17 protein-coding genes and 1 pseudogene are annotated in these 20,287 nt (G+C 69.0%); 2 read left to right on the top strand and 16 right to left on the bottom strand.

The window, feature by feature from the left end; translation table 11 throughout:
- Position 1 precedes the first annotated feature (1 nt).
- From KKZ08_RS03005 to KKZ08_RS02955, 11 genes and pseudogenes are all read right to left on the bottom strand, one after another.
- Positions 2-1,612 carry a phage terminase family protein gene (locus KKZ08_RS03005; RefSeq protein ID WP_223772939.1) on the bottom strand — a complete coding sequence of 537 codons (1,611 nt, stop codon included), beginning with the start codon at positions 1,610-1,612 and terminating at the stop codon, positions 2-4.
- Complete coding sequence (locus tag KKZ08_RS03000; protein WP_223772938.1) at positions 1,605-1,910, bottom strand: hypothetical protein; 306 nt, start codon at positions 1,908-1,910, stop codon at positions 1,605-1,607. The genes KKZ08_RS03005 and KKZ08_RS03000 overlap by 8 nt, the downstream gene beginning before the upstream one ends.
- A 976-nt stretch (positions 1,911-2,886) precedes the next feature.
- Positions 2,887-3,120 (bottom strand): hypothetical protein, encoded by a 234-nt coding sequence (locus KKZ08_RS02995; RefSeq protein ID WP_223772937.1) that lies wholly within the window; start codon positions 3,118-3,120, stop codon positions 2,887-2,889.
- 629 nt (positions 3,121-3,749) lie between these two features.
- Positions 3,750-3,974 carry a hypothetical protein gene (locus tag KKZ08_RS02990; RefSeq protein WP_223772936.1) on the bottom strand — a complete coding sequence of 75 codons (225 nt, stop codon included), beginning with the start codon at positions 3,972-3,974 and terminating at the stop codon, positions 3,750-3,752.
- Positions 3,975-4,056: 82 nt separating this feature from the next.
- Positions 4,057-4,260, bottom strand: coding sequence for a hypothetical protein (locus tag KKZ08_RS02985; RefSeq protein WP_223772935.1), 204 nt, complete (start codon positions 4,258-4,260; stop codon positions 4,057-4,059).
- Positions 4,261-4,327: 67 nt separating this feature from the next.
- The gene (locus KKZ08_RS02980) at positions 4,328-4,525 is read right to left on the bottom strand and encodes a hypothetical protein (protein WP_223772934.1); all 198 of its coding nucleotides are present in this window, start codon (positions 4,523-4,525) and stop codon (positions 4,328-4,330) included.
- An 89-nt stretch (positions 4,526-4,614) separates the two neighbouring features.
- Positions 4,615-5,163 carry an HNH endonuclease signature motif containing protein gene (locus tag KKZ08_RS02975; protein WP_223772933.1) on the bottom strand — a complete coding sequence of 183 codons (549 nt, stop codon included), beginning with the start codon at positions 5,161-5,163 and terminating at the stop codon, positions 4,615-4,617.
- Between the two features lie 600 nt (positions 5,164-5,763).
- Positions 5,764-7,263 (bottom strand): recombinase family protein, encoded by a 1,500-nt coding sequence (locus KKZ08_RS02970; RefSeq protein WP_223778888.1) that lies wholly within the window; start codon positions 7,261-7,263, stop codon positions 5,764-5,766.
- Between the two features lie 113 nt (positions 7,264-7,376).
- Positions 7,377-8,446 (bottom strand): annotated as a pseudogene (locus KKZ08_RS02965) (Gfo/Idh/MocA family oxidoreductase); the annotation flags it as partial.
- Between the two features lie 183 nt (positions 8,447-8,629).
- The gene (locus KKZ08_RS02960; protein WP_223772932.1) at positions 8,630-11,578 is read right to left on the bottom strand and encodes an FAD-binding and (Fe-S)-binding domain-containing protein; all 2,949 of its coding nucleotides are present in this window, start codon (positions 11,576-11,578) and stop codon (positions 8,630-8,632) included.
- Positions 11,579-11,635: 57 nt separating this feature from the next.
- The gene (locus KKZ08_RS02955; protein WP_223772931.1) at positions 11,636-12,091 is read right to left on the bottom strand and encodes a MarR family transcriptional regulator; all 456 of its coding nucleotides are present in this window, start codon (positions 12,089-12,091) and stop codon (positions 11,636-11,638) included.
- 112 nt (positions 12,092-12,203) lie between these two features.
- On the opposite strand from KKZ08_RS02955, the gene KKZ08_RS02950 reads away from it, so the two are divergent.
- Positions 12,204-14,012: an ABC transporter ATP-binding protein gene (locus KKZ08_RS02950; RefSeq protein ID WP_223772930.1), complete on the top strand. Its 1,809-nt coding sequence runs from the start codon at positions 12,204-12,206 to the stop codon at positions 14,010-14,012.
- A 43-nt stretch (positions 14,013-14,055) separates the two neighbouring features.
- Positions 14,056-14,886 (top strand): endolytic transglycosylase MltG, encoded by an 831-nt coding sequence (mltG, locus tag KKZ08_RS02945; protein ID WP_223772929.1) that lies wholly within the window; start codon positions 14,056-14,058, stop codon positions 14,884-14,886.
- 20 nt (positions 14,887-14,906) lie between these two features.
- Here mltG and KKZ08_RS02940 read toward each other — a convergent pair whose 3' ends face one another.
- Genes KKZ08_RS02940 through KKZ08_RS02920 form a run of 5 tightly spaced genes read right to left on the bottom strand, consistent with a single transcriptional unit; the run spans position 14,907 to position 20,074 of the window.
- Complete coding sequence (locus KKZ08_RS02940) at positions 14,907-16,013, bottom strand: NAD(P)-binding domain-containing protein (RefSeq protein ID WP_223772928.1); 1,107 nt, start codon at positions 16,011-16,013, stop codon at positions 14,907-14,909.
- Positions 16,014-16,065: 52 nt separating this feature from the next.
- Entirely contained in the window at positions 16,066-17,274 is a 1,209-nt protein-coding gene (locus KKZ08_RS02935) for an LLM class flavin-dependent oxidoreductase (RefSeq protein WP_223772927.1), read from the bottom strand.
- Between the two features lie 2 nt (positions 17,275-17,276).
- Positions 17,277-18,341, bottom strand: a complete 1,065-nt coding sequence (locus KKZ08_RS02930) for an ABC transporter substrate-binding protein (protein ID WP_223772926.1) — start codon at positions 18,339-18,341, stop codon at positions 17,277-17,279.
- A 48-nt stretch (positions 18,342-18,389) separates the two neighbouring features.
- Positions 18,390-19,190 (bottom strand): ABC transporter ATP-binding protein, encoded by an 801-nt coding sequence (locus tag KKZ08_RS02925; protein ID WP_223772925.1) that lies wholly within the window; start codon positions 19,188-19,190, stop codon positions 18,390-18,392.
- Positions 19,163-20,074, bottom strand: coding sequence for an ABC transporter permease (locus KKZ08_RS02920; RefSeq protein ID WP_223772924.1), 912 nt, complete (start codon positions 20,072-20,074; stop codon positions 19,163-19,165). Before KKZ08_RS02920 ends, KKZ08_RS02925 begins: the two co-directional genes overlap by 28 nt.
- Positions 20,075-20,287: the final 213 nt, after the last annotated feature.

Raw genomic sequence — 20,287 nt, 5'->3', positions numbered from 1 at the left:
CCTAGGCGGACATGTAGAGGGGTTTGCGGCGCAGGAGACCCGCAGCAATCGCATCGCAGGCGGCTTCGTGCGCGAGCACAGCGACCACGGCCATGTCGATCTTTCGACGGTGCTCCGGCTTCGCTAGGACGTATCGCTCCGAAGGGCGAGCAGCCATGCGCGCGTTGAAGACGTGCCGCTCCGTGACCGGGCAACCGTCATGCGTGAACGTGCTGTCGCGCTTCACGCAGTCCGTCTTCATGCGCTCCGCGGCAGCGTGCATCTGGACCGGCCGGCGAGTGTGCCAGCGGATGACACGACGCTCGCCGTAGCGCTCCGCCCAGCGGTCGACCTCTGTCTCCCAGTACGGCGGATCGGCATACATCAACTTCACGTCGTACGTGGCGAAGAGCTGATCCACAGCAGCATCGACTTCCAGGCGGGGAACCTGGCCGCCCCACTCCGCCGGGTCCCAGATCGTGGGCCGGTTGGAAGGGCCGTACGTCGGCGTGAACTGGAAGCCTTCGAGCGTCTCCGCGCGAATACCAGTCCAGTCGTCACTGTCGGACCCGTCGAAGCCGAGGACAATCGGGACCTTCATCAGCTTGTATGTGGACGGAGCCGGTATCGCCTGGTCGCTCTTGCGAGACAGCCAGTGCGCAGGCTCCAGCCAGGAGCCGTGACCGGCCATGATGCGGTTGCCGAAGAACCGTTCGGCCTGGCCAGGGTCGGACTCCAGTAGCTCCGCGGCCTCCGCCTCGATGGCGTCCAGGTCGATGTGTGGGCAGTCCGTGTAAACGGCCTTGTGGATGCGGCGCCGTTCCTGCTTGTTGCGATAGGACAGCGTGGGAGGAGCCTGGGGAAAGTACCGGTAGACGTCCTCTGCGGAGCCTTCCAGGGTCTTCTGGGCCGTGCTGTACTCGCTCGGGTCGTACGCGTTCGTCGTCTCCATCGAGCGGCCAGACATGCCGGCCAGGCCGCGACGCATCGTCTCCGCCACTTTGATCATCTTGTTCGTGGCGGTGTACGTACCTGTCTCGTCCTGCACGGCGAAGGTGATGGGGTTACCCAGGCGGGACTGTGCGGAGGACGTGACGACGTCGATGCGGCCCTCGTCGCCCACCTTGATGAAGCCCTCACGGACGCTCATCAGGGACGACAGGGAGCCGTGTTTGACCATGGCCTTCAGCGGCCTGTACACGTTCGCCACCTGGTCCTCAGACGTCGCCAGGAGCTGGATCAGGGGAGTCGGCTGGGGGACCGCCATAGGGTCACCAGCGCCGTAGACGAACTCCCAGCCGCAGGTACAGCCGAAGTCACGGCAGCGGTACGACTCGCCACCCTGGGCGAAGCCGGCGAAGACAGTCGGGCCAGCAGCTTCAGCCAGCACCACAGCCGCCGCAAAGGGGCCCTTACCGCTCTTCTGCGGCATGATCACCTGTGCGCGGCGGTACACGAAGGCCGTGGACTTCTGGCCCACTTCAGCGGTCGGCTTGACCGCGTACATGTTGCTGGCGACCTTCAATTGCCAGGGCAGCATCGTGAACCGTTTGCCCTGGTCAAAGCCATCAGGGATGACCGCGTGGTGTTCGATCCACGCCAGGGTCACCATCAGGACCTTGCCGTCAGTCACCGCTGACCGCCTTCAGGCGTGCGGACAGGTCCGCAACAGCCGAGACAGCGGCCTGAGGGGCGTCGGCGTCGGAGGAGTCGTTAACGGCCTGGATCGTCCAGCGGTTGCGGGCCATACCAGACGCTGAAAGGCCCAGGGACTCCGCGAGTTGCTTGACCTGGCCCCAGATGATGGCGCTAGACCGGGGCGACTCTGCGCGCGCGAGCAGGCGCACATAAGAGGCCACTTCGAAATCCAGGTGAAGCTGGTCCCACATGACCGCCTGGGGTGTTTCCCAGAGGCGTTCCCAGAGGTCCATCTCACGGTCGGTCGGGGAGATCAGCGGCCAGGCGGGGAGAGGGCCATCACGTCCGGCCGGCGGGAGGGTTGTCCAACCTTCGGCAGAGGCTTTAGCCTTGTGGCTCCGGTCAGTTGACGTCGGAGCGGGGCCACTTCGAGAGCGGGAACCACCACTGGGCATACGTGATCACCCCCTGGGTGCGCAGTCGGAAGGCTGGCGCCGATGGCGGGCCAGAGTCACGGAGCGTGAGTGACGAGCGTCACAGTCAGGTGTTTGAACCGGGCGCAGGGGGCAGAGCCCTCCCCCGCGTTCTTCGTCCCCTAGGGGTCAGGGGGTCACCCCCCGGGTTACGTCACGGTCAGTGACCGCGATCGTTCCAACCACCAGGCTGACTGCGTGCTGTCTCGCGTGAGTGATGAGCCTTCGTCATCGCGCGAAGATTCGCATGATCATGACCACGAGGACCTAGTGGACCAAGACCGTCGATGTGGTCAACATCAGAAGCAGCGGGACGCAGTGGCATGGGGAGATCAGCGCACTCATCACACTCACAGTACGGATGCTCGCGCAGGTAAGCGTTACGTGTGCGTGCCCATGCGCGGTCATAGCCTGCGCGCGAGGCGCCCCTACGTGAGGCCCTGGCGCGAGCCTGGCACGCCTCACAGCGACCGCCAGGCGTCAGCGTGGGGCAACCAGGGGTGGGACAGACGGACATGGCCCTTCGGGGCATGCGAAGGCCTCCTGAGTGGCAGGATTGTCACGACAGCTCGCAGGAGAGGAGCCGCAGATGGCCGAAGAGCACGCTGATAGCGAGTCGGCTAAGCAAGAGATCGCGGACGCAATGGCCCTGGCGCACATCTCGCGGAGCTTGGAAGATCCGAACACGCCTGACGACGCCCGGCAGCTACTGGAACGCCTGGCAGGTCCGATTGCGGACCGGCTCCAGGCGGGGTCACCCAGTGACCCAGAGAGCAATTCGTAGGCTGGGAGGGGATCAGACCCAGCCGCCCGTCAGGAAGTGTGCCCCCAACCAGCCGATGCCAGCCAGGAGGAGGAAACGGCGAAGCCTGGTGAAGCCATCAGGTTGGGGGTCACGGCGCGCGATGGCGAACCAACACCACACGTGCTCGCTGAGGGTGTCGTCAGGCCGCTTACGGGCCAGCGCGAGGCCCTCGATCACGCCGAAGGCGGCCAGCCAGGCGACCCAGGAGAGAGTCCAGACGTTCACGGGACCTCCAGGGGACCGTCAGGCGCCCTCATAGGGGCGACTCGAAGAGGGTCGGACAGCGTGGCAATGTAGTCCAGTTCCCTGGTCCTCACGCTGTCCTGGTGGGAGTCAGGGGCTCGAACCCTGTCGCGTCACCGCAGTGCGCTTTCACCATGTGCCCTCGTCAGGGCCTCCCTTGTGCTCCGTCAGCCTGGGCCGGTGAGGGCAACCAGGCTGACGGAAGACAACTCCCTGGCCGCAGCGTGCGTGCGCTACAGCCAGGGATTCCGCAACACAGGTACTCGGGGGAGTGTTCACCGCCGACCCGCCGGCCACGGCTACTAGTCCCCGTTTCGCTGCGTTAACGGAAGTAGTCAGGCGGAGGACCAGGAGCCAGGCTCAACCGGTCCTCCGCCGCATGTGCATCGACTGGCGGAGAGGAGGACGCCAGGAGCACACGAAAGCGGGTCAGAAGATCCCCAGGCGCTCTGACCGCCGAAGGGGGAGGGGTGCGCGGCACTCCCGGGAACTTCCTTCCCTATTACTAACCGGTGATGATGTGAGAAATCTGGACCGGTGAGGATGTGAGACGCAGCGACACGACGAAGGCCCCTGCCCTGACGGGTGGGGCCTTGTATGAGGCGTGCGGGTCAGTGCATGGGCGGAACCGTGTTCTCAGCCACCAGCGTCGCAGCGCGGGCAGCGTTGTCCGCGATGACCTGAAGCGCGTCAGCCAGGTGCGGGTAGGTGTCCGCGCCCCGCCATGTCTCCCTGACGAAGGCAGCACGGTTACGAAGTTCGTCCGCCGCGTCGGCGTGGCCGGCAGCATGGAGCGACTCCGCCATGGTCATCAACTGGTCGTCCAGGGAGTTCACGGCAATCGTCTCATTCTGTGGTCAGCGAACGCGGGTCTTCGTCTTTCGGCCCATCATCGCAGCGATCGGCCAGCCTGGTTGGCTACTCGGGAGCACGGTCCTCGCGAACGCCTATGGCGTAGCCCCAGAGGGCCCACGGCATCTTCTCCCTGACGTTGCTGTCGTCGAGCTGAAGGGCCTTCGCCAGGCGCCGGCCCAGGTCCTCCCAACCAGCGTCATCCAGCGTGCCGAACGAGTCGGCCGTGTCTGCCTCGCGGAGGATCTCCCGGGCCGCCTCGATGTCCACCCTGTCCACACTGTCCCCTCATGACGAAAGCCCCCAGCGTATCGCCAGGGGCTGTCAATCGGGTGCGTCAGGGCTGTTGCTGCGGCTTGTCCACGGTCACGATGTACTCGGCCTTGGGGACGCCCACCTGAGTCACCCTCGTGACCTCCCACAGGTCCCCGTGATTATCCATCACGAACTCACCAACGCGCGGGTACGTCAGGTACCACTCCACGGTGTCCTCGGTCGGCCAGGAAACGGAAACCTTGACCTTCGGCGTGTCCATGTGCTGTCCCCTCTGTTCAGTCGATGCTTGATGGTAGTGGCCCCAGCGGTGACCAGGGCCGCAACATTAGCCGCCTCAATTGAGGCACGTCAAGCCCCTTCGTGGTACTCGGCGGTGCGCCGCTCGATCTCCTCCTCCGACAGCCGCTCGTGAACGTCGAAGAACGGCTCCAGCCACGGCGTCAGCTTCGGGAACAGTTCCGCGATGAAGCGGTACGGGCAGCGGCCAGACTTCGCCAGGTTGTGATCAGCGCAGAGCGGTACCAAGTTGTCCAGGGTGTGACCGCCGCCGCGGATCAACGGAACGTTGTGGTCGATGTGCTCGAACGGGCCGCCACAGACCACACAGGAGTACAAGCCCTCTTCGTCCCAGTGGAGCCACACGTCCTCAGGCTGGTGACCGTCGTACTCGGCCCCGAACTTCAACGCCCGGTACCGGCGGCCGTTGCCCGCCGCCTGTGCCTTCACCCGCGGATCCTCGCGCCGGACAGACTCCCTGGCCGCATGGCAGACACGACACTGCGTGAACCGACCATCAGGGCGCGAACGGTCACGCGGGAACGCCGTGAACGGCAAGATGACGAAACAGCGGGCGCAGGACTTCGCAGGGATGCCCTGGGCGCGGAGCCTGGCGTTCACGCGGACGCGGAGCTGGCGGGAAGCCAGGGGAGAGGCTGAGTTCACGACGTCGCCCGGTAAGCAGCTCGCTTGCAGCGGCCCGAGCAGTACCGCGGAGGGCGCCCACGGCCCTGGTACGGGATCGGGGCAGCGCATGAGGGGCCGTGGCAGGTCGCCGACTCCCGAACGGCCTGACGAGCCGCCTGGAGGTCCTCCTGGTCGTCCTGGAGACCCTGACAGAAGTCGTCAGCGTCCTCGTACGGACACACAGTGCGCCGGCCAGGGCCAACCGGTTGGAACGGCTGGCCGCAGAGTCGGCAGTCACGGAGGGCGGAGGGCTTGCGCTGGATGGCCTTACGGCAGCGTGGGGAGCACGTCCGCCGCTGACGGCCAGTCAGTGGCTCCCCACAGTGCAAGCACACGTCTTCGTAGGTCACAGAGAGGCTCCTCACCGGTAGGCAGTGCGATCACTACCGGACCGGTGAGGACGTGAGACCCGGTGGAGGAGCGGAAAGGTGGAACTGTCCCGGCTCCTGGGGTGAGGCCACAGAAGACTGATAGTTGTAGATCTTTTTTATATGTGGGACGAAACAAAAATAAGAGATTCGTCCGCCGTTGCTCCTAGTCCTCGTCCCCTGCGTCGGGCGTCTCCCGCCACCGCAGCACCAGACGGTTCGAGTCGAAGCCCTTGGGGCCCCGCAACCCCGGCTTCAGGGTCAGCTCCTCGAAGGCGTTGTCCAGCTCCCGCCGGCGGTCATCGACCAGGGCGCCCTCCCAGTACTCAGCCATGGTCTGACCGGTCGGGACTAGGTCTGTCCGCCGTTCAGGCTCCAGGGTGGCCAGGTATTCCCGTTTGGCTTGTAGCTCCTGGAGCTTCACGAAGCCGGCCTCCGTCGCCTTGGTGGCCAGGGTGGCCATCGTGTCCCGCAGTTCCTCCTCCAGGGCGGCCAGTTCCTCCACCCCGGACACGAACGTCCGCTCCACGTACATGGGCATGTGACCAACTGTGGCGAGGAAGCGGCCAGTTACGTACGCCTCAACGTGCTCGGCTGTGGCGCTGACCGGTGATACGCATGTCTGGCCCTGCGTGCGTGTCTTGCAGCGGTAAGTAACGAGCGGTTCAGGGTTGGATGTCCGCCGCTTCACGCGCTCCACTCCCAGGGGCCGCTGGCATCCAGAACAGCGGATGAGTCCGGACAGCAGTCGTGAGGGGTGGCGGCCACCCTTCTTTTTGTCCGGCTTCGGGGTCAGTGCTTTCCGCAGGGCGGTGACCTGGCCCACCGTCAGCACTGCTGGCCACGGTGCGAGGATGTTCCCTTCGGCGTCACGGACAGGGTGGCCGTTGACCACCGCACGGCCCATGATGTGATCGCCAGTCAGCACGCTAGCGATGGTGCTACGACACCACTCCTTCGCGCGCCTGGGTTTCACGCCCATGTGGTTCCAGCGGCGGCTGATCATATTCAGCGTGTCAGGTTCGGGCTTCAGGAGGGCGTCCGCGGCGTCTCGAATGAGCTTGGCTTCTGTTGGCTCGATGTCCAGTACCCAGCCTTTCGGCTTGCCGTCCTCGTCTGTCTCGGGGTTCGGTACCGGCTTGTAGCCGAAAGGCAGTTGTCCGCCACTCCATCGACCGACAGTGCGAAGTCGTCTGTTCCTGTCCCGTGACCGGTCGCGGATGCGCTCGCGCTCTGCTCGCCCCACTTCGGCCTGAATGACGAATCGGAAGCGGAACGCATCTCCGTGTCGGCTGTCGATACCGAAACAGTCAAGAAGGTGTACGGGTTTATGGTTGGGCCGTCCCGTGGAGGGGTCCTTGCCTTCGATTACGTCCAGGATCTGGGCAGCGACGTTCAGGCCCTCTCGGGTCAGGCGGTCGGTGTGGTAGTTCACCAGAAACTGGGCGGCACCGGTTTTGGCGTCGTTCAGCCACTGTTGATACTCGTCGCGGTCGCGGAAGCCGCCACTTTTGCCATCGTCAACGTGGATTGGCTCCAGAACATCAATACCCTCTTTGGCGCAGAGGGCGCGCATGTCCGTGATCATGCCCTCCAGGGATACGTTCTCAGTGTCTGCCGCAACAGACAGGCGCGCGTACAGGCTGGCCTTCGGCCGTCGACTCATCACCCCATCAGAGTAGAGAGCTGATGTGGGTCTGGGGGTGGATTTGACGATTCACGGTGAGAGCGGATCTACGTCAGGACATCCTACGTCTGTAGTGGGTCTGGAGGAAGTAACGACACGTCATGCTCCAAACGGATCACCCGCCCCTTCGCCGTCTGCACGAGGCTGATCGTGCGGTCGCTCTCGATGTACGTCTCCTTCCAGCTCGGGTCGCCCGGCGGCATGTGCGCCTTGCGGTACTCGGCGAGGCCGAGAGCGGGCGTGCCGAAGCTGGATATGTGCGTGACGCGGTCGCCGCGGTTGACGTCCATGTAGTTGGCGACCGGGCCGAAGCCGTGGTTGGGGTAGAGATCACCGCGCAGCCGCGTGTGCCAGAGCCGGCGCCACGGGCCCTCGTAGTAATCGGGGTCGAACATCAGGCCGCGCAGATCGTGGTTGTAGGCGCCCGCGCCGTGCAGCAGGTCGCCGAACTTGCCCGCGTGTGCCATCCGCAGGACACGCATCTCGTTCTTGCCGTAGCAGCAGTTCTCCAGCTGCATGCAGTGCCTGCGGGTCCGCTCCGAGAGGTCGACCAGCTCCCACAGCTCGTCCAGACGCATGGCGAGGGGACACTCCACGCCGACGTGCTTGCCGTTCAGCATCGCCGACTTGCAGATGGCGAAGTGGGAGTCCCAGGGCGTCGCCACGTACACGAAGTCGATGTCCCCGCGCCTGCACAGGTTCTCGTAGTCGTCCTCGCCCTTGGTGTACGTCGCCGGGGCCGGCTGGCCCGCGGTGGTGACCTTCTTCGCGGCCGCCGCGGTCTTCTCCTTGACCGGGTCGCAGAGCGCCACGACGCGCACGCCGGGGATCGCGAGGAACAGGTCGATCATGGAGCCGCCGCGGTTGCCGAGGCCGACGATCCCGACCCGCACCGTGGAGCGCCGCTGGAACGGCACACCGATCATCGTCTTGCCCTTGCGGGCGGGCGCCTGGGCGGCCGTGTCGGCGGCCTCGGCGGGGACGGCGTCCGGGGCGTCGGCGTGGGCCGTGCCGCCCGCGAAGGCGCCGAGTCCGAGCCCGGCCCCGGCGAGCCCGCCGTGCGCAGCACCGTACGGCGCGAACGGCCGCCTCCCGGCGTGCCGGCGGTGCCTGCGTCGGGCGTGGCGCCGTCTGGGGTCGGTGTCGCGTTCTCGTCGTGCATCGGACCTCCGTAGCTGTATGTCGGGTGGTCTCTACCACTGGGGCGGAAGCCACCCTGATGGGGCTACGGCGGGGATGCAAGAGGCTGAAGTGGTCGGGAAGTTGGACTTCCTTGCGCCAGGTGCCGACCCCCACGGTGGCAGGCAGTGGCAGACGGTGGGGAACGGCGGCGAACGGAGGGGCGTCAGCGGCCGCGCGGCGCCGGCCCCGGCCCCGGCGGGCGCGTCGCGCGTTCCAGTTCGAGGAGGACGGAGTAGTAGCCGCGGCCCGTCGCATGGTCCATGCCGACCTCGCACATGCGGTTCGCGGAGAGGTGGGCGTCGTAGGAGCGGGCGGTGACCTCCGCCGCCTCCTTGCGGGTCGCCGACTCCGTCAGCTCCTTGTGGAGCATCCCGCGGTCTCCGGCGAACGCACAGCACCCGGCGTCGCCCGGTACGACCACCTCGTCCGCGCAGGCCTCCGCCACGGCACGCAACTGCGCTTCGTCGCCGAGGTGCCGCATGGAACACGTGGGGTGCAGTACGGCGGAACCAACCGTCCGGCGCACCGTCAGGTGGGGGAGCAGTTCGTCGGCGGCCCAGACGATCGAGTCGACGACCGCCAGCTCCCGGTGCAGCGCGCGGTTGTCGGCCGTCAGATACGGCACCACCTCGTGCGCGATGCCGAGCGTGCAGGACGACGCGTCGACGACCAGCGGCAGCCGGCCGCCCGCGGTCCAGCCCCAGGCCGCCTCGACGATGCGGTTGGCCATGAGGGTGTTCCCCGCGTCGTACCCCTTGGAGTGCCAGATCGTCGCGCAGCACGTCCCCGCGACGTCGTCCGGAATCCAGACCGGCTTGCCCGCGCGCGTGGACACGGCGACGACGGCCTCGGCCAGGGAGCGGTCGCCGGGGCCGCCGAAAATGCGGTTCACACACGCCGGGTAGTAGACGGCCGAGGCTCCCGCACGCGCGGTGCGCGGCAGTCGGCGGGCCGCGGCGCCCGGGATCTGCGGCAGCCACTCCGGTACGAGGTCGGGCCGCACGGCCTTGCGCGCCGTACGCGTCACCGCGGTCAGCAGCCGGTCGCTGATCCTGTCGGCGGCGGCCACCGCGAGCCGCGCGGACGCCTCGACGGCCTTGAAGTGCTTGGCGGCGCGCGCGGCCGTCCGTTCCTCGCGGGGCGAGTGCCGCGCGTGCCGGAAGCCCTTCATCAGGGCGCCCGTGTCGATGCCGACCGGACAGGCCAGTTTGCAGGTCGAGTCGCCCGCGCAGGTGTCCACTGCGTCGTAGCCGTACGCCTCGACGAGGCCGTCCTCGACCGGGGAGCCCGCAGCCTGGCGCATCATCTCGCGGCGCAGCACGATGCGCTGGCGCGGTGTCGTGGTCAAGTCCTCGCTGGGGCAGGTCGGTTCGCAGAAACCGCACTCGATGCACGGGTCCGCGATCAGCTCCACCTTGGGAATGGTCTTCAGGCCGCGCAGATGGGCCCGGGGGTCCCGGTCGAGGACGACGCGCGGGGCAAGGACCCCGTCGGGATCGATGACCCGCTTGGTGCGCCACATCAACTCGGTGGCCCTCGGCCCCCATTCCAGCTCCAGGAAGGGCGCGATGTTGCGGCCCGTGGCGTGCTCGGCCTTCAGGGAGCCGTCGAACCGTTCCACGGTCAGTCGGCAGAACTCGTCCATGAACGCGGCGTACCGCTCCACGTCCGAGGGGCGCGCCGCGTCGAAGGCGAGCAGGAAGTGCAGATTGCCGTGCGCCGCGTGGCCCGCGACGGCGGCGTCGAAACCGTGCCGCGTCTGGAGCTCCAGCAGGGCCTCACAGGCCTCGTCGAGCCGGCCCGGAGGCACCGCGAAGTCCTCGGTGATCAGTGTCGTCCCCGAGGGGCGGGAGCCGCCGACGGCCGTGACGAACGCCTTGCGCGCCTTCCAGTAGCCGCCGATGGTCTTCGCGTCGCGCGTGAAGGTGTTCGTCACCGAGGGAGCCGGGGTGACCAGCTCCAGCCCGGCCAGGACCTCGGCGGCGGCGGTCTCGTACGCCTCCTGGGTGGCCCGGTCCGGCGCGCGGAACTCCACCAGGAGCGCGGTCGTCGACTTCGGGAGCCCGGCCCAGTCGGCGGGCACCCCTTGCACGCTGACCGAGGCGCGCAGGGTGTTGCCGTCCATCAGTTCGACGGCGAGCGCGCCGGCGGCGTTGAAGAGCGGGACCGCGGCGGCGGCCGCGGGCAGCGAGGGGAAGAAGAGCAGGGCCGTACTGGTGTGCCGGTCCAGCGGCAGCGTGTCGAAGACGACCTCCGAGATGAAGCCGAAGGTGCCCTCGGAGCCGACCATCAGGCCGCGCAGGATCTCCACGGGCGTCGCGCCGTCGAGGAAGGCGTCGAGGCGGTAGCCGTTGGTGTTCTTGATCTGGTACTTGGCGCGGATCCGGGCCACGAGACCGGCGTCCGCCTCGATCTCCCGCTTGATCGCCAGGAGCCCCTCGCACAGGGCGGGTTCCGCCTCCGCCAGCCGCTCGTCGGCGTCCTGCTCGGCGGTGTCCACGACCGTGCCCGAGGGCAGGACGAAGGTCAGCGAGGCGAGCGTGCGGTACGAGTTGCGGGTCGTACCCGCCGTCATGCCCGAGGCGTTGTTCGCGACGACGCCGCCGAGGGTGCAGGCGATGGCGCTCGCCGGGTCGGGGCCGAGCACGCGGCCGAACCGGGCGAGCGCGGCGTTGGCGCGCACGACCGTGGTGCCGGGCCCGATGCGCGCCCGCTCACCCTGGCCGAGCACCTCGACGCCCGCCCAGTGCTTGCGCACGTCCACCAGGATGTCCTCGCCCTGGGCCTGGCCGTTCAGTGAGGTGCCCGCGGCGCGGAAGACGACCTCGCGGCCCTTGCCGTGGGCGTACGACAGGACGGCCGAGACGTCGTCGATGTCCTCGGGGACGACCACGGCCTGCGGCAGGAAGCGGTAGGGGCTCGCGTCCGAGGCGTACCGCACCAGGTCGGAGACCTTGGTCAGGACCTTGTCCGCCCCGAGCAGCGCGGTCAGCTCGGACCGCAGCGGCTCCGGGGTGCCCGTGGCCCGGCCGTCCGGGACGCGGTCGGGGGCGGGCCCTTCCGTGCGTGAGGTGGGGCGCAGGGCGTCCGGCTCGGGCTCCAACAGCGGCATGGGCTCTCCTCGGCGGTGGCGGCGTACGCGCGAGGGGGCCCGCGGTGCGCCTGGGCTTCAGCAGCGGCGGTGGCCGTCCCGCGGGTCCCGCACATCGAACAGGGCGTTCAGCAGACCGCCCAGCCGCGCGCGCTGTTCGGCGTCCAACGGGGCCAGGATGTCCTCCGCGGCGGCCCGCCGCGCGCCGCGCAGCTCGCCGAGGGCCTTCAGGCCCGCGTCGGTGAGCTCGATGCGGATCACCCGGCGGTTGGTCGGGTCGGGCACGCGCCGTACGAGATCACCGGCCTCCAGGGCGTCGACCAGCGTCGTCACGGCGCGCGGGACCACCTCGAGGCGGTCGGCGAGGTCGGCCATGCGGGGTGGGGTCTCGCAGTGCGCGAGGGTGCGCAGCAGGCGGGACTGGGCGGGGGTGATGCCGATCGGCACCAGGTGGCGCTTCTGGATCCGCTGCAACCTGCGGGTCAGCCGCAGCAGCTGTTCGGCGAGCAGGCCGTCGGGGTCCGGGGTGTTCATGCGGGAACTTTATCAGGACCTTGTACATTGTGAGTATAGGTAACAGTGAGCTATGCTCCTCGAGTTGTCTTCAGCGCAATTTGCGTAGCTCCCTCTAGATCCGTAGGAGCCCATGCGTCACGACGAACCCACCTGGACACCACCTGCCCCGGCGCCGGGCGAGGAGCCGCAGCCGCGCCAGATGCGCCGCATCCTGCGCCTCTTCCGCCCCTACCGAGGCCGCCTCGCGCTCGTGGGCCTGCTGGTCTGCGCCGCGTCCCTGGTCTCGGTCGCGGCCCCCTTCCTGCTGAAGGAGATTCTCGACACCGCGATCCCGCAGGGGCGCACGGGCCTGTTGAGCCTGCTCGCGCTCGGTATGATCCTCAGCGCGGTGGTCACGAGCGTCTTCGGCGTCCTCCAGACCCTGATCAGCACCTCCGTGGGGCAGCGCGTCATGCACGACCTGCGCACGGCCGTCTACGGCCGGTTGCAGAGCATGTCCCTGGCCTTCTTCACCCGCACCCGCACGGGCGAGATCCAGTCCCGCATCGCCAACGACATCGGCGGCATGCAGGCGACCGTCACCTCCACCGCGACATCCCTCGTCTCGAACCTCACGAGCGTGATCGCGACCGTCGTCGCCATGCTCGCCCTGGACTGGCGCCTGACCGTCGTCTCCCTGCTCCTGCTCCCGGTGTTCGTGTGGATCAGCCGCCGGGTCGGCCGCGAGCGCAAGAAGATCGCCACGCAGCGCCAGAAGCAGATGGCGGCGATGGCCGCGACCGTCACCGAATCCCTCTCCGTGAGCGGCATCGTCCTCGGCCGCACGATGGGCCGCGCCGACTCCCTCGCCGCATCCTTCGCCGACGAGTCCGAGCGGCTGGTCGGCCTGGAGATCCGGTCGAACATGGCGGGCCGCTGGCGGATGGCCGTCATCTCGATCGTGATGGCCGCCATGCCCGCCGTCATCTACTGGAGCGCGGGCCTCGCCTTCCAGATGGGCGGCCCCACCGTCTCCATCGGCACGCTCGTCGCCTTCGTCTCGCTCCAGCAGGGCCTCTTCCGGCCGACCGTGAGCCTGCTCTCCACGGGCGTGCAGATCCAGACCTCGCTCGCACTCTTCCAGCGCATCTTCGAATACCTCGATCTGACCGTCGACATCACCGAGCCCGAGAAGCCGGTGCGCCTCGACGCGATCAAGGGAGAGGTCCGCTTCGAGGACGTCGAGTTCCGCTACGACGAGAAGTCGGGACCGACGCTCCAGGGCATCGACATGGTGATACCTGCCGGCGGCAGTCTGGCCGTCGTCGGATCCACCGGTTCCGGCAAGTCGACCCTGAGCCACCTCGTCCCCCGGCTGTACGACGTCACGGGCGGCCGCGTCACCCTCGACGGCGTCGACGTGCGCGACCTCGACTTCGACACCCTCGCCCGCGCCGTCGGCGTCGTCTCCCAGGAGACGTACCTCTTCCACGCCTCGGTCGCCGACAACCTCCGCTTCGCCAAGCCCGACGCCACCGACGAGGAGCTCGTGGCCGCGGCCCGTGCCGCCCAGATCCACGACCACATCGCCTCCCTGCCCGGCGGGTACGACACCGTGGTCGGCGAGCGCGGCCACCGTTTCTCCGGAGGCGAGAAGCAGCGCCTGGCCATCGCCCGCACCATCCTGCGCGATCCGCCGGTCCTCATCCTCGACGAGGCGACCAGTGCCCTGGACACCCGCACCGAGCGGGCCGTGCAGGAAGCCATCGACGCCCTGTCCGCCGACCGGACCACCCTCACCATCGCCCACCGGCTCTCCACCGTCCGCGGCGCCGACCAGATCGTGGTCCTGGACGGCGGGCACATCGCCGAGCGCGGCACGCACGAGGAGCTCATGGCGCGCGACGGGCGTTACGCCGCCCTGGTCCGCAGAGACGCCCAACTGGAGCCGACGCCATGAGGATATGTCGGAAATAACCGTATTTACGGGTTAACGTGCCCCCATGCAGACCAAGATTCCGCGACGGGGCACGATTCGACTGACGCGGCGGGGCCGGATCGCCCTGATCGCGACCGGAGCCCTTGCGGTGGCCACCGCCGTGACGGTGCCGCTGCTGCTTCCGGACGACAATGCGCGGCCAGAGTCCTTGACGATCCCCGAGGGCTGGCGCTCGAGCCAGGTGTACGCGGCCGTGGACAAGGCCCTGAAGGTGCCGGCGGGCACCACGAAGAAGGCTCTGCCCAAGGCCGACCTGAAGCTTCCCGGTGACGCCGGGGGCAACCCCGAGGGTTATCTCTTCCCGGCGACATATCCGATCAGTTCCCGCTCGACCCCGGCATCGGTCCTGTCGTACATGGTGGACACGGCGAACAAGAAGTTCAGCGGCAGCCATGTGACGGCGGGTGCCGACCGCAACGCCGTCAACGTCTACCAGACCGTCACCATCGCCAGCATGATCGAGGCGGAGGCCGGCTCCAAGGCGGAGATGGGCAAGGTGGCCCGGGTCATCTACAACCGCCTCGACAAGGGCATGCCGCTACAGATGGACTCGACCATCAACTACGCCCTCAACCGCTCCACGCTCACCACCAGCGACCGTGACACGAAGATCGACAGCCCTTACAACACCTATGCGCGCATGGGCCTGCCGCCCACACCGATCAGCAATCCGGGCGAAGCGGCGATGCGGGCGGCGACCAGCCCGACTCCAGGGGACTGGCTGTACTTCGTGACGGTGAAGCCGGGTGACACACGCTTCACGGCGACCTTCGAAGAGCACCAGAGGAACGTCGCGGAGTTCGACAAGAACACCCGGCACAGCCAGGGGTCCTGACCGCCGCGCGGGGCGACGGATCACACCGTGACCGGCGCCCCCGCCAGCAGCCTGCGGATGTCGCGCACGGCGGCGCGGCCCGCGCGATTGGCGCCGATCGTGCTGGCCGAAGGCCCGTACCCCACCAGGTGGACGCGCGGGTCGGCGGCCGCTCCGGTGCCCTCCATACGGATGCCGCCGCCCGGCTCGCGCAGCCGCAGCGGAGCCAGGTGGTCGATCGCGGCGCGAAAGCCCGTGGCCCACAGGATGATGTCCGCGTCGACGCGCCGCCCGTCGTCCCACTCGACGCCCGACGGCGTGATCCGGTCGAACATCGGCAGCCGGTCGAGGACCCCGTCGGCCCGTGCCCGGCGGATCGTGTCGTTCACGGGTAGGCCGGTCACCGACACCACGCTGCGCGGCGGCAGCCCCTGGCGTACGCGCTCCTCGACCATGGCGACCGCGGAGCGCCCCCAGTTCTCGTCGAACGGCCCCTCGCGGAACACCGGCGGGCGACGGGTGACCCAGGTGGTCTCCGCCGCGTAGGGAGCGATCTCCATCAGGTGCTGCGTGCCTGACGCGCCACCGCCGACGACGATCACCCGCTGCCCCGCGAAAGCCTCTGGGCCGGGGTAGATCGCCGTGTGCAGCTGCCGTCCACGGAACGTCTCCTGGCCCGGGTAGCGCGGCCAGAACGGCCGGTCCCACGTGCCCGTCGCGTTGATCAGCGCCCGTGTCGACCAGGTGCCCGCCGAGGTCTCCACGAGCAGCCGCCCGCCCTCGCCCTCGCGCACCTTGTGTACGTCGACGGGGCGCCGCACCCGCAGGTCGAAGCGGTCCTCGTACGCCGTGAAGTACTCCCCGATGACCTCCGACGAGGGACGCGCGGGGTCGGCGCCCGTCAGCTCCATGCCGGGGAGCGCGTGCATGCCGTGCACCTTGCCGTACGTCAGCGAAGGCCACCGGAACTGCCAGGCGCCGCCGGGCCGGGGCGCGTGATCGAGGACCACGAAGCCCCGGCCCGGTTCGAACCCGACCCGCCGCAGGTGGTAGGCGCTGGAGAGGCCCGCCTGGCCCGCGCCGATGACCACCACGTCCACGTCGTGCGCCTCTGCGGCGGCTGCGTCCCGTACCCCGATGTAGTTCACGGTTCCACTAACCGCGTCAGGGGGCGAGATCTTCCCGGCGGGCCCACGGGGCTCAGCGTCCGCCCGCCACCAGCAGCGGAGCACCGCCCGGAGCCGACGCCGGACGACCGTTCGCCGCCGGCACCCCGGCGAGCGGTGACGCGGGGACGCGCGGCAGCAGCCCGCGCCGTGCCAGGTCCGGGATGACGCCCTCGCCGAACCAGTACGCCTCTTCGAGGTGCGGATAGCCGGACAGCACGAAGTGCTCGACACCGAGCGCGTGGTACTCCTCGATCCGGTCGGCGACGTCCGCGTGACTGCCGACGAGCGCCGTGCCCGCGCCGCCGCGCACGAGGCCGACCCCGGCCCAGAGGTTCGGTGCGATCTCCAGCTTGTCGCGGGAGCCGCCGTGCAGCGCGAGCATCCGCTGCTGACCGACCGACTCACTGCGGCCGAGCGCCTCCTGGGCCGCGGCGATCGTGTCCGGGTCGAGGTCGTCGAGCAGACGGTGCGCGGTGGCCCAGGCCTCGGCCGACGAGTCACGGGAGATGGTGTGCAGCCGGATGCCGAAGCGGACCGTACGACCCTCGCGTTCGGCCAGCCCCCGGATCCAGTCGATCTTCTGCTCGACCTGCTCCGGCGGCTCGCCCCACGTCAGATACACGTCCGTGTGCCGCGCCGCGACCGGACCGGCCGCCGCCGAGGAACCCCCGAAGAAGATCTCCGGCAGCGGATCGGGCGGCAGCGCGGTCAGCCCGCCCTCCACCTGGTAGTGCTCGCCGTCGAAGTCGTACGGCCGGCCGCTCCACACCCCTCGTACGACCGAGAGGAACTCATCGGTACGGGCGTAGCGGCGATCGTGGTCCAAGTGGTCGCCGAACCGTCGCTGTTCGGTCGCGTCGCCGCCCGTGACCACGTTGAGCAGCAGCCGTCCGCGCGTGATGCGCTGGTACGTGGCCGCCATCTGCGCGGCGAGCACGGGGGAGAGGACGCCGGGCCGGAAGGCGACGAGGAACTTGAGCCGCTCCGTGTGCTGCGCGAGCGCGACCGTCGTCAGCCAGGCGTCCTCGCACCACGTGCCGGTCGGCGTGAGCACCGCCTCGAACCCCAGCTGCTCGGCGGCCTTGGCGATCTGCGCCAGATACTCGATGTCGGGCGCGCGGACGCCGCTCACCGGGGTGACACGGGAGCGCGTGATGCCGCCGTCGGTGTACGCGTGCCGGTCGACGAGGGTGCGGCCGTCGCCGCCGGTCGGCAGGAACCAGTGCAGGTGGACGGTCATGATCAGGATTCCTCGCCGTTCGTGTGCGCGCGGTACGTGCGCGGCTTGGTGGTGGAGGGCGGCAGCCCGCCGTTGAAACGGGTGTCGACGAAATCGCCGAAGTCGATGCGGCGCGGGATCAGCTTCAGCGCGGTGAAGGTGTCCGCGATCTCCTGCTCGGAGGTCACGACGTTCTTGTCCACGGCCACTGGAACCCGCGTGCCGTTGGTGCGCTTGACCGCGTCGAACGCCACCTCGTAGGGCAGGCCGGTGTCCTTCGCCCAGACCTTCGCCCATGCCTGAGGATGGTCGTGGACCCAGTCCTGCGCCCTGCGCAGGCGCTTGAGGTAGTCGGCGACGGCCGCGGACTTCTTCTTGTCCTTCAGCGCGCCGGGCGCCGCGACCTGGAAGTTGAGGCCGTTCACGACACCGTCGCCGTCGGTCAGGACGCGGCCCGTCTTCGCCCGCAGCACTTGTGAGGTGTACGGGTCCCAGACAGCCCAGGCGTCCACCTTGCCACTGGTGAACGCGGCGAGCGCATCAGCCGGTTGCAGGTACTTGACCTTGATGTCCTTGAAGCCGAGGCCCGCCTTCTCAAGGGAGGCGATCAGCTGGAAGTGCGCGGACGACCCCTGTGCCACGGCGACGGAGCGGCCCTTGAGGTCCCGTGGCTTCTTCAAGGGCGAGCCGTTCGGGACGAGGATCGCCTCGCCCGCCGCCGTGCCATGGCTCGCGGCGATCACGGAGATCTTCGAACCCGCGCCCGCCGCGAACACAGGCGGGGTATTGCCCACCGCGCCGATGTCGACGGCCTTGGCGTTGACGGCCTCCAGGAGCGGCGGCCCGGAGGTGAAGGTCGACCAGCGGATCTTGTACGTGAGGTCGTCGAGCTCCCCGGCCGCGCGCAGCACGGCTTCCGAACCGCCGCGCTGGTCACCGACGTTGAGGGTGAGCGACCCCTTGCCGTCGGTACCGCCACCCGCGCCGCCGACCGAGGTGCCGGCCGACGAGGTGCCGGAGCAGGCGGCGAGGAGCAGGGCCAGGGGGAGGAGCAGGGCGGCCGGGGCGGGGTGTGGTGGTCGTCGCATGGGGTTTCCGTTCGATCGGTGCGTGAAGGGTGGGGGGAGGGGGCGGGGTCAGGCGGTGGCGCTCTCGGCGGGCGCCTCCACGCCGAGGCGGCGGAGCAGCTCCTCGCGCAGTTCGGCGAAGCGCGGGTCGGAGATGCCGCGCGGCCGCTCCAGGTCGATCCGCCTCTCGTACGCGATGACGCCGGCGTCCATCACGAGGACCCGGTCGGCGAGGAGCACCGCTTCCTCCACGTCGTGCGTGACGAGCAGGACCGCGCAGCCGCGCCGCTGCCACAGCTCGTCGACGAGCCGCTGTGCCTTGATGCGGGTGAGGGCGTCGAGCGCGCCGAACGGCTCGTCGAGCAGGAGCAGGTCGGGCTCCCGTACCAGCGCCCGGGCCAGGGAGGCGCGCTGGGCCTCCCCGCCGGAGAGGGTCTTGGGCCAAGCGCCGACGCGGTGCTTCAGGCCCACCTCCGCCAGCGCCTGCTCGGCGACGTCGCGCCCCGGCTTGCCCGGCAGCCCGAGCAGCACATTGCGCCACACCCGCTTCCACGGCATGAGACGGGGCGCCTGGAACGCCACGGCCTTGCGGCGCGGCACGAGGACGGTGCCCTCGATGTCGCGGTCGAGCCCCGCGAGGATGCGCAGCAGCGTCGACTTGCCGCAGCCGCTGCGTCCGAGGAGCGCCACGAACTCGCCCGGCCGGACGTCGAGGTGGAGGTCGTCGATGACGGCGCGCCCGTCGAAGGAGCGGGTGAGCCCGTCGACACGTACGGCGGACACGGGGGCCGGGATGGCGGCGTCGGCGGGCGCGGGGATCGGAGCGGTGGCGTCGGCGGAGGTCATCGGCCGGTGAACGTCGGTCGCCATTGCAGCAGGAGCCTTTCGAGGGTGCGGACGACGAGGTCGGCGACGAGGCCGAGGAAGGCATAGACGATCAGGCAGACCACGATCACGTCGGTCCGCAGGAAGTCGCGGGCCTGGACCATGAGGAACCCGATGCCGGAATCGGCGTTGACCTGCTCGGCGAAGACGAGCGCGAGCCAGGCGATGCCGAGCGAATAGCGCAGCCCGGTCATGGCCCCCGGCAGCGCGCCGGGCAGGACGACATGCCGCACGAGCCCCCACCGCGACAGGCCGAGCGACTCCCCGGCCTCGATCAACTGCGCGTCCACGCCCCGGATCCCCGCGTACACGTTGAGGTACAGCGGGAAGGAGACGCCGAGCGCGATGATGGCGATCTTGGGCGTCTCGCCGATGCCGAACCAGATGATGAACAGCGGGATGAGTCCGACGAACGGCACGGTGCGCAGCATCTGCACCCCGGCGTCCACGAGGTCCTCGCCGACCCGGAAGAGCCCCGAGACGAGGGCGAGTGCCGCACCGGCGGCGATGCCGAACAGCAGTCCCAGGGCGACGCGTTGCAGGGAGACACCCATGGCGGAGGGCAGCGAGCCGTCCCGGATCAGATCACCGGCGACACGGACGATGGTGCCCGGTGAGGCCAGGACGTCGCTGGACAACGCCCCTGTAGTGCTGAGGAGTTGCCACAGTGCGCCGAGGAGGACCGGCCCGGAGGTGCGGCGCAGCCAGCGGGGGAAGCGGGCGCGGCGGCTGGAGGAGGGGACGAGGGCTTCGAGTTCGGGGCCAGGGCCAGGGGCGACGCTGGGGCCGGGGTCACCGTCGCCGGTTGATGTCTCGGATATAGGCGAAATGTCGGTCGAGGCATGCGGAGAGGCATGGCTGACGCTCATAGGCGCTCCATGGCAGGAGGAAGAACAGGAGAAAGGAGGGGAGGGGAGGGGCGTGCGTCCGCGACCCGAGCGAGATCAGGCGAGACGGGGCGGACCGAACGGCCTACGGAGAGGGGAAAGCGGGTGAGAGGGCGTCAGCAGCCGCGGCGACACGCGGAAGAGGCCACCCGCAGCAGGTCGATGTGACCGCGCGTGGTGAGCAGAGCTGAACGC

Origin of the sequence: Streptomyces sp. 135, from assembly GCF_020026305.1 — a bacterium.
In the GTDB taxonomy this organism is placed as follows: Bacteria; Actinomycetota; Actinomycetes; order Streptomycetales; family Streptomycetaceae; genus Streptomyces.
This window is presented reverse-complemented; position numbering and strand designations above follow the sequence as displayed.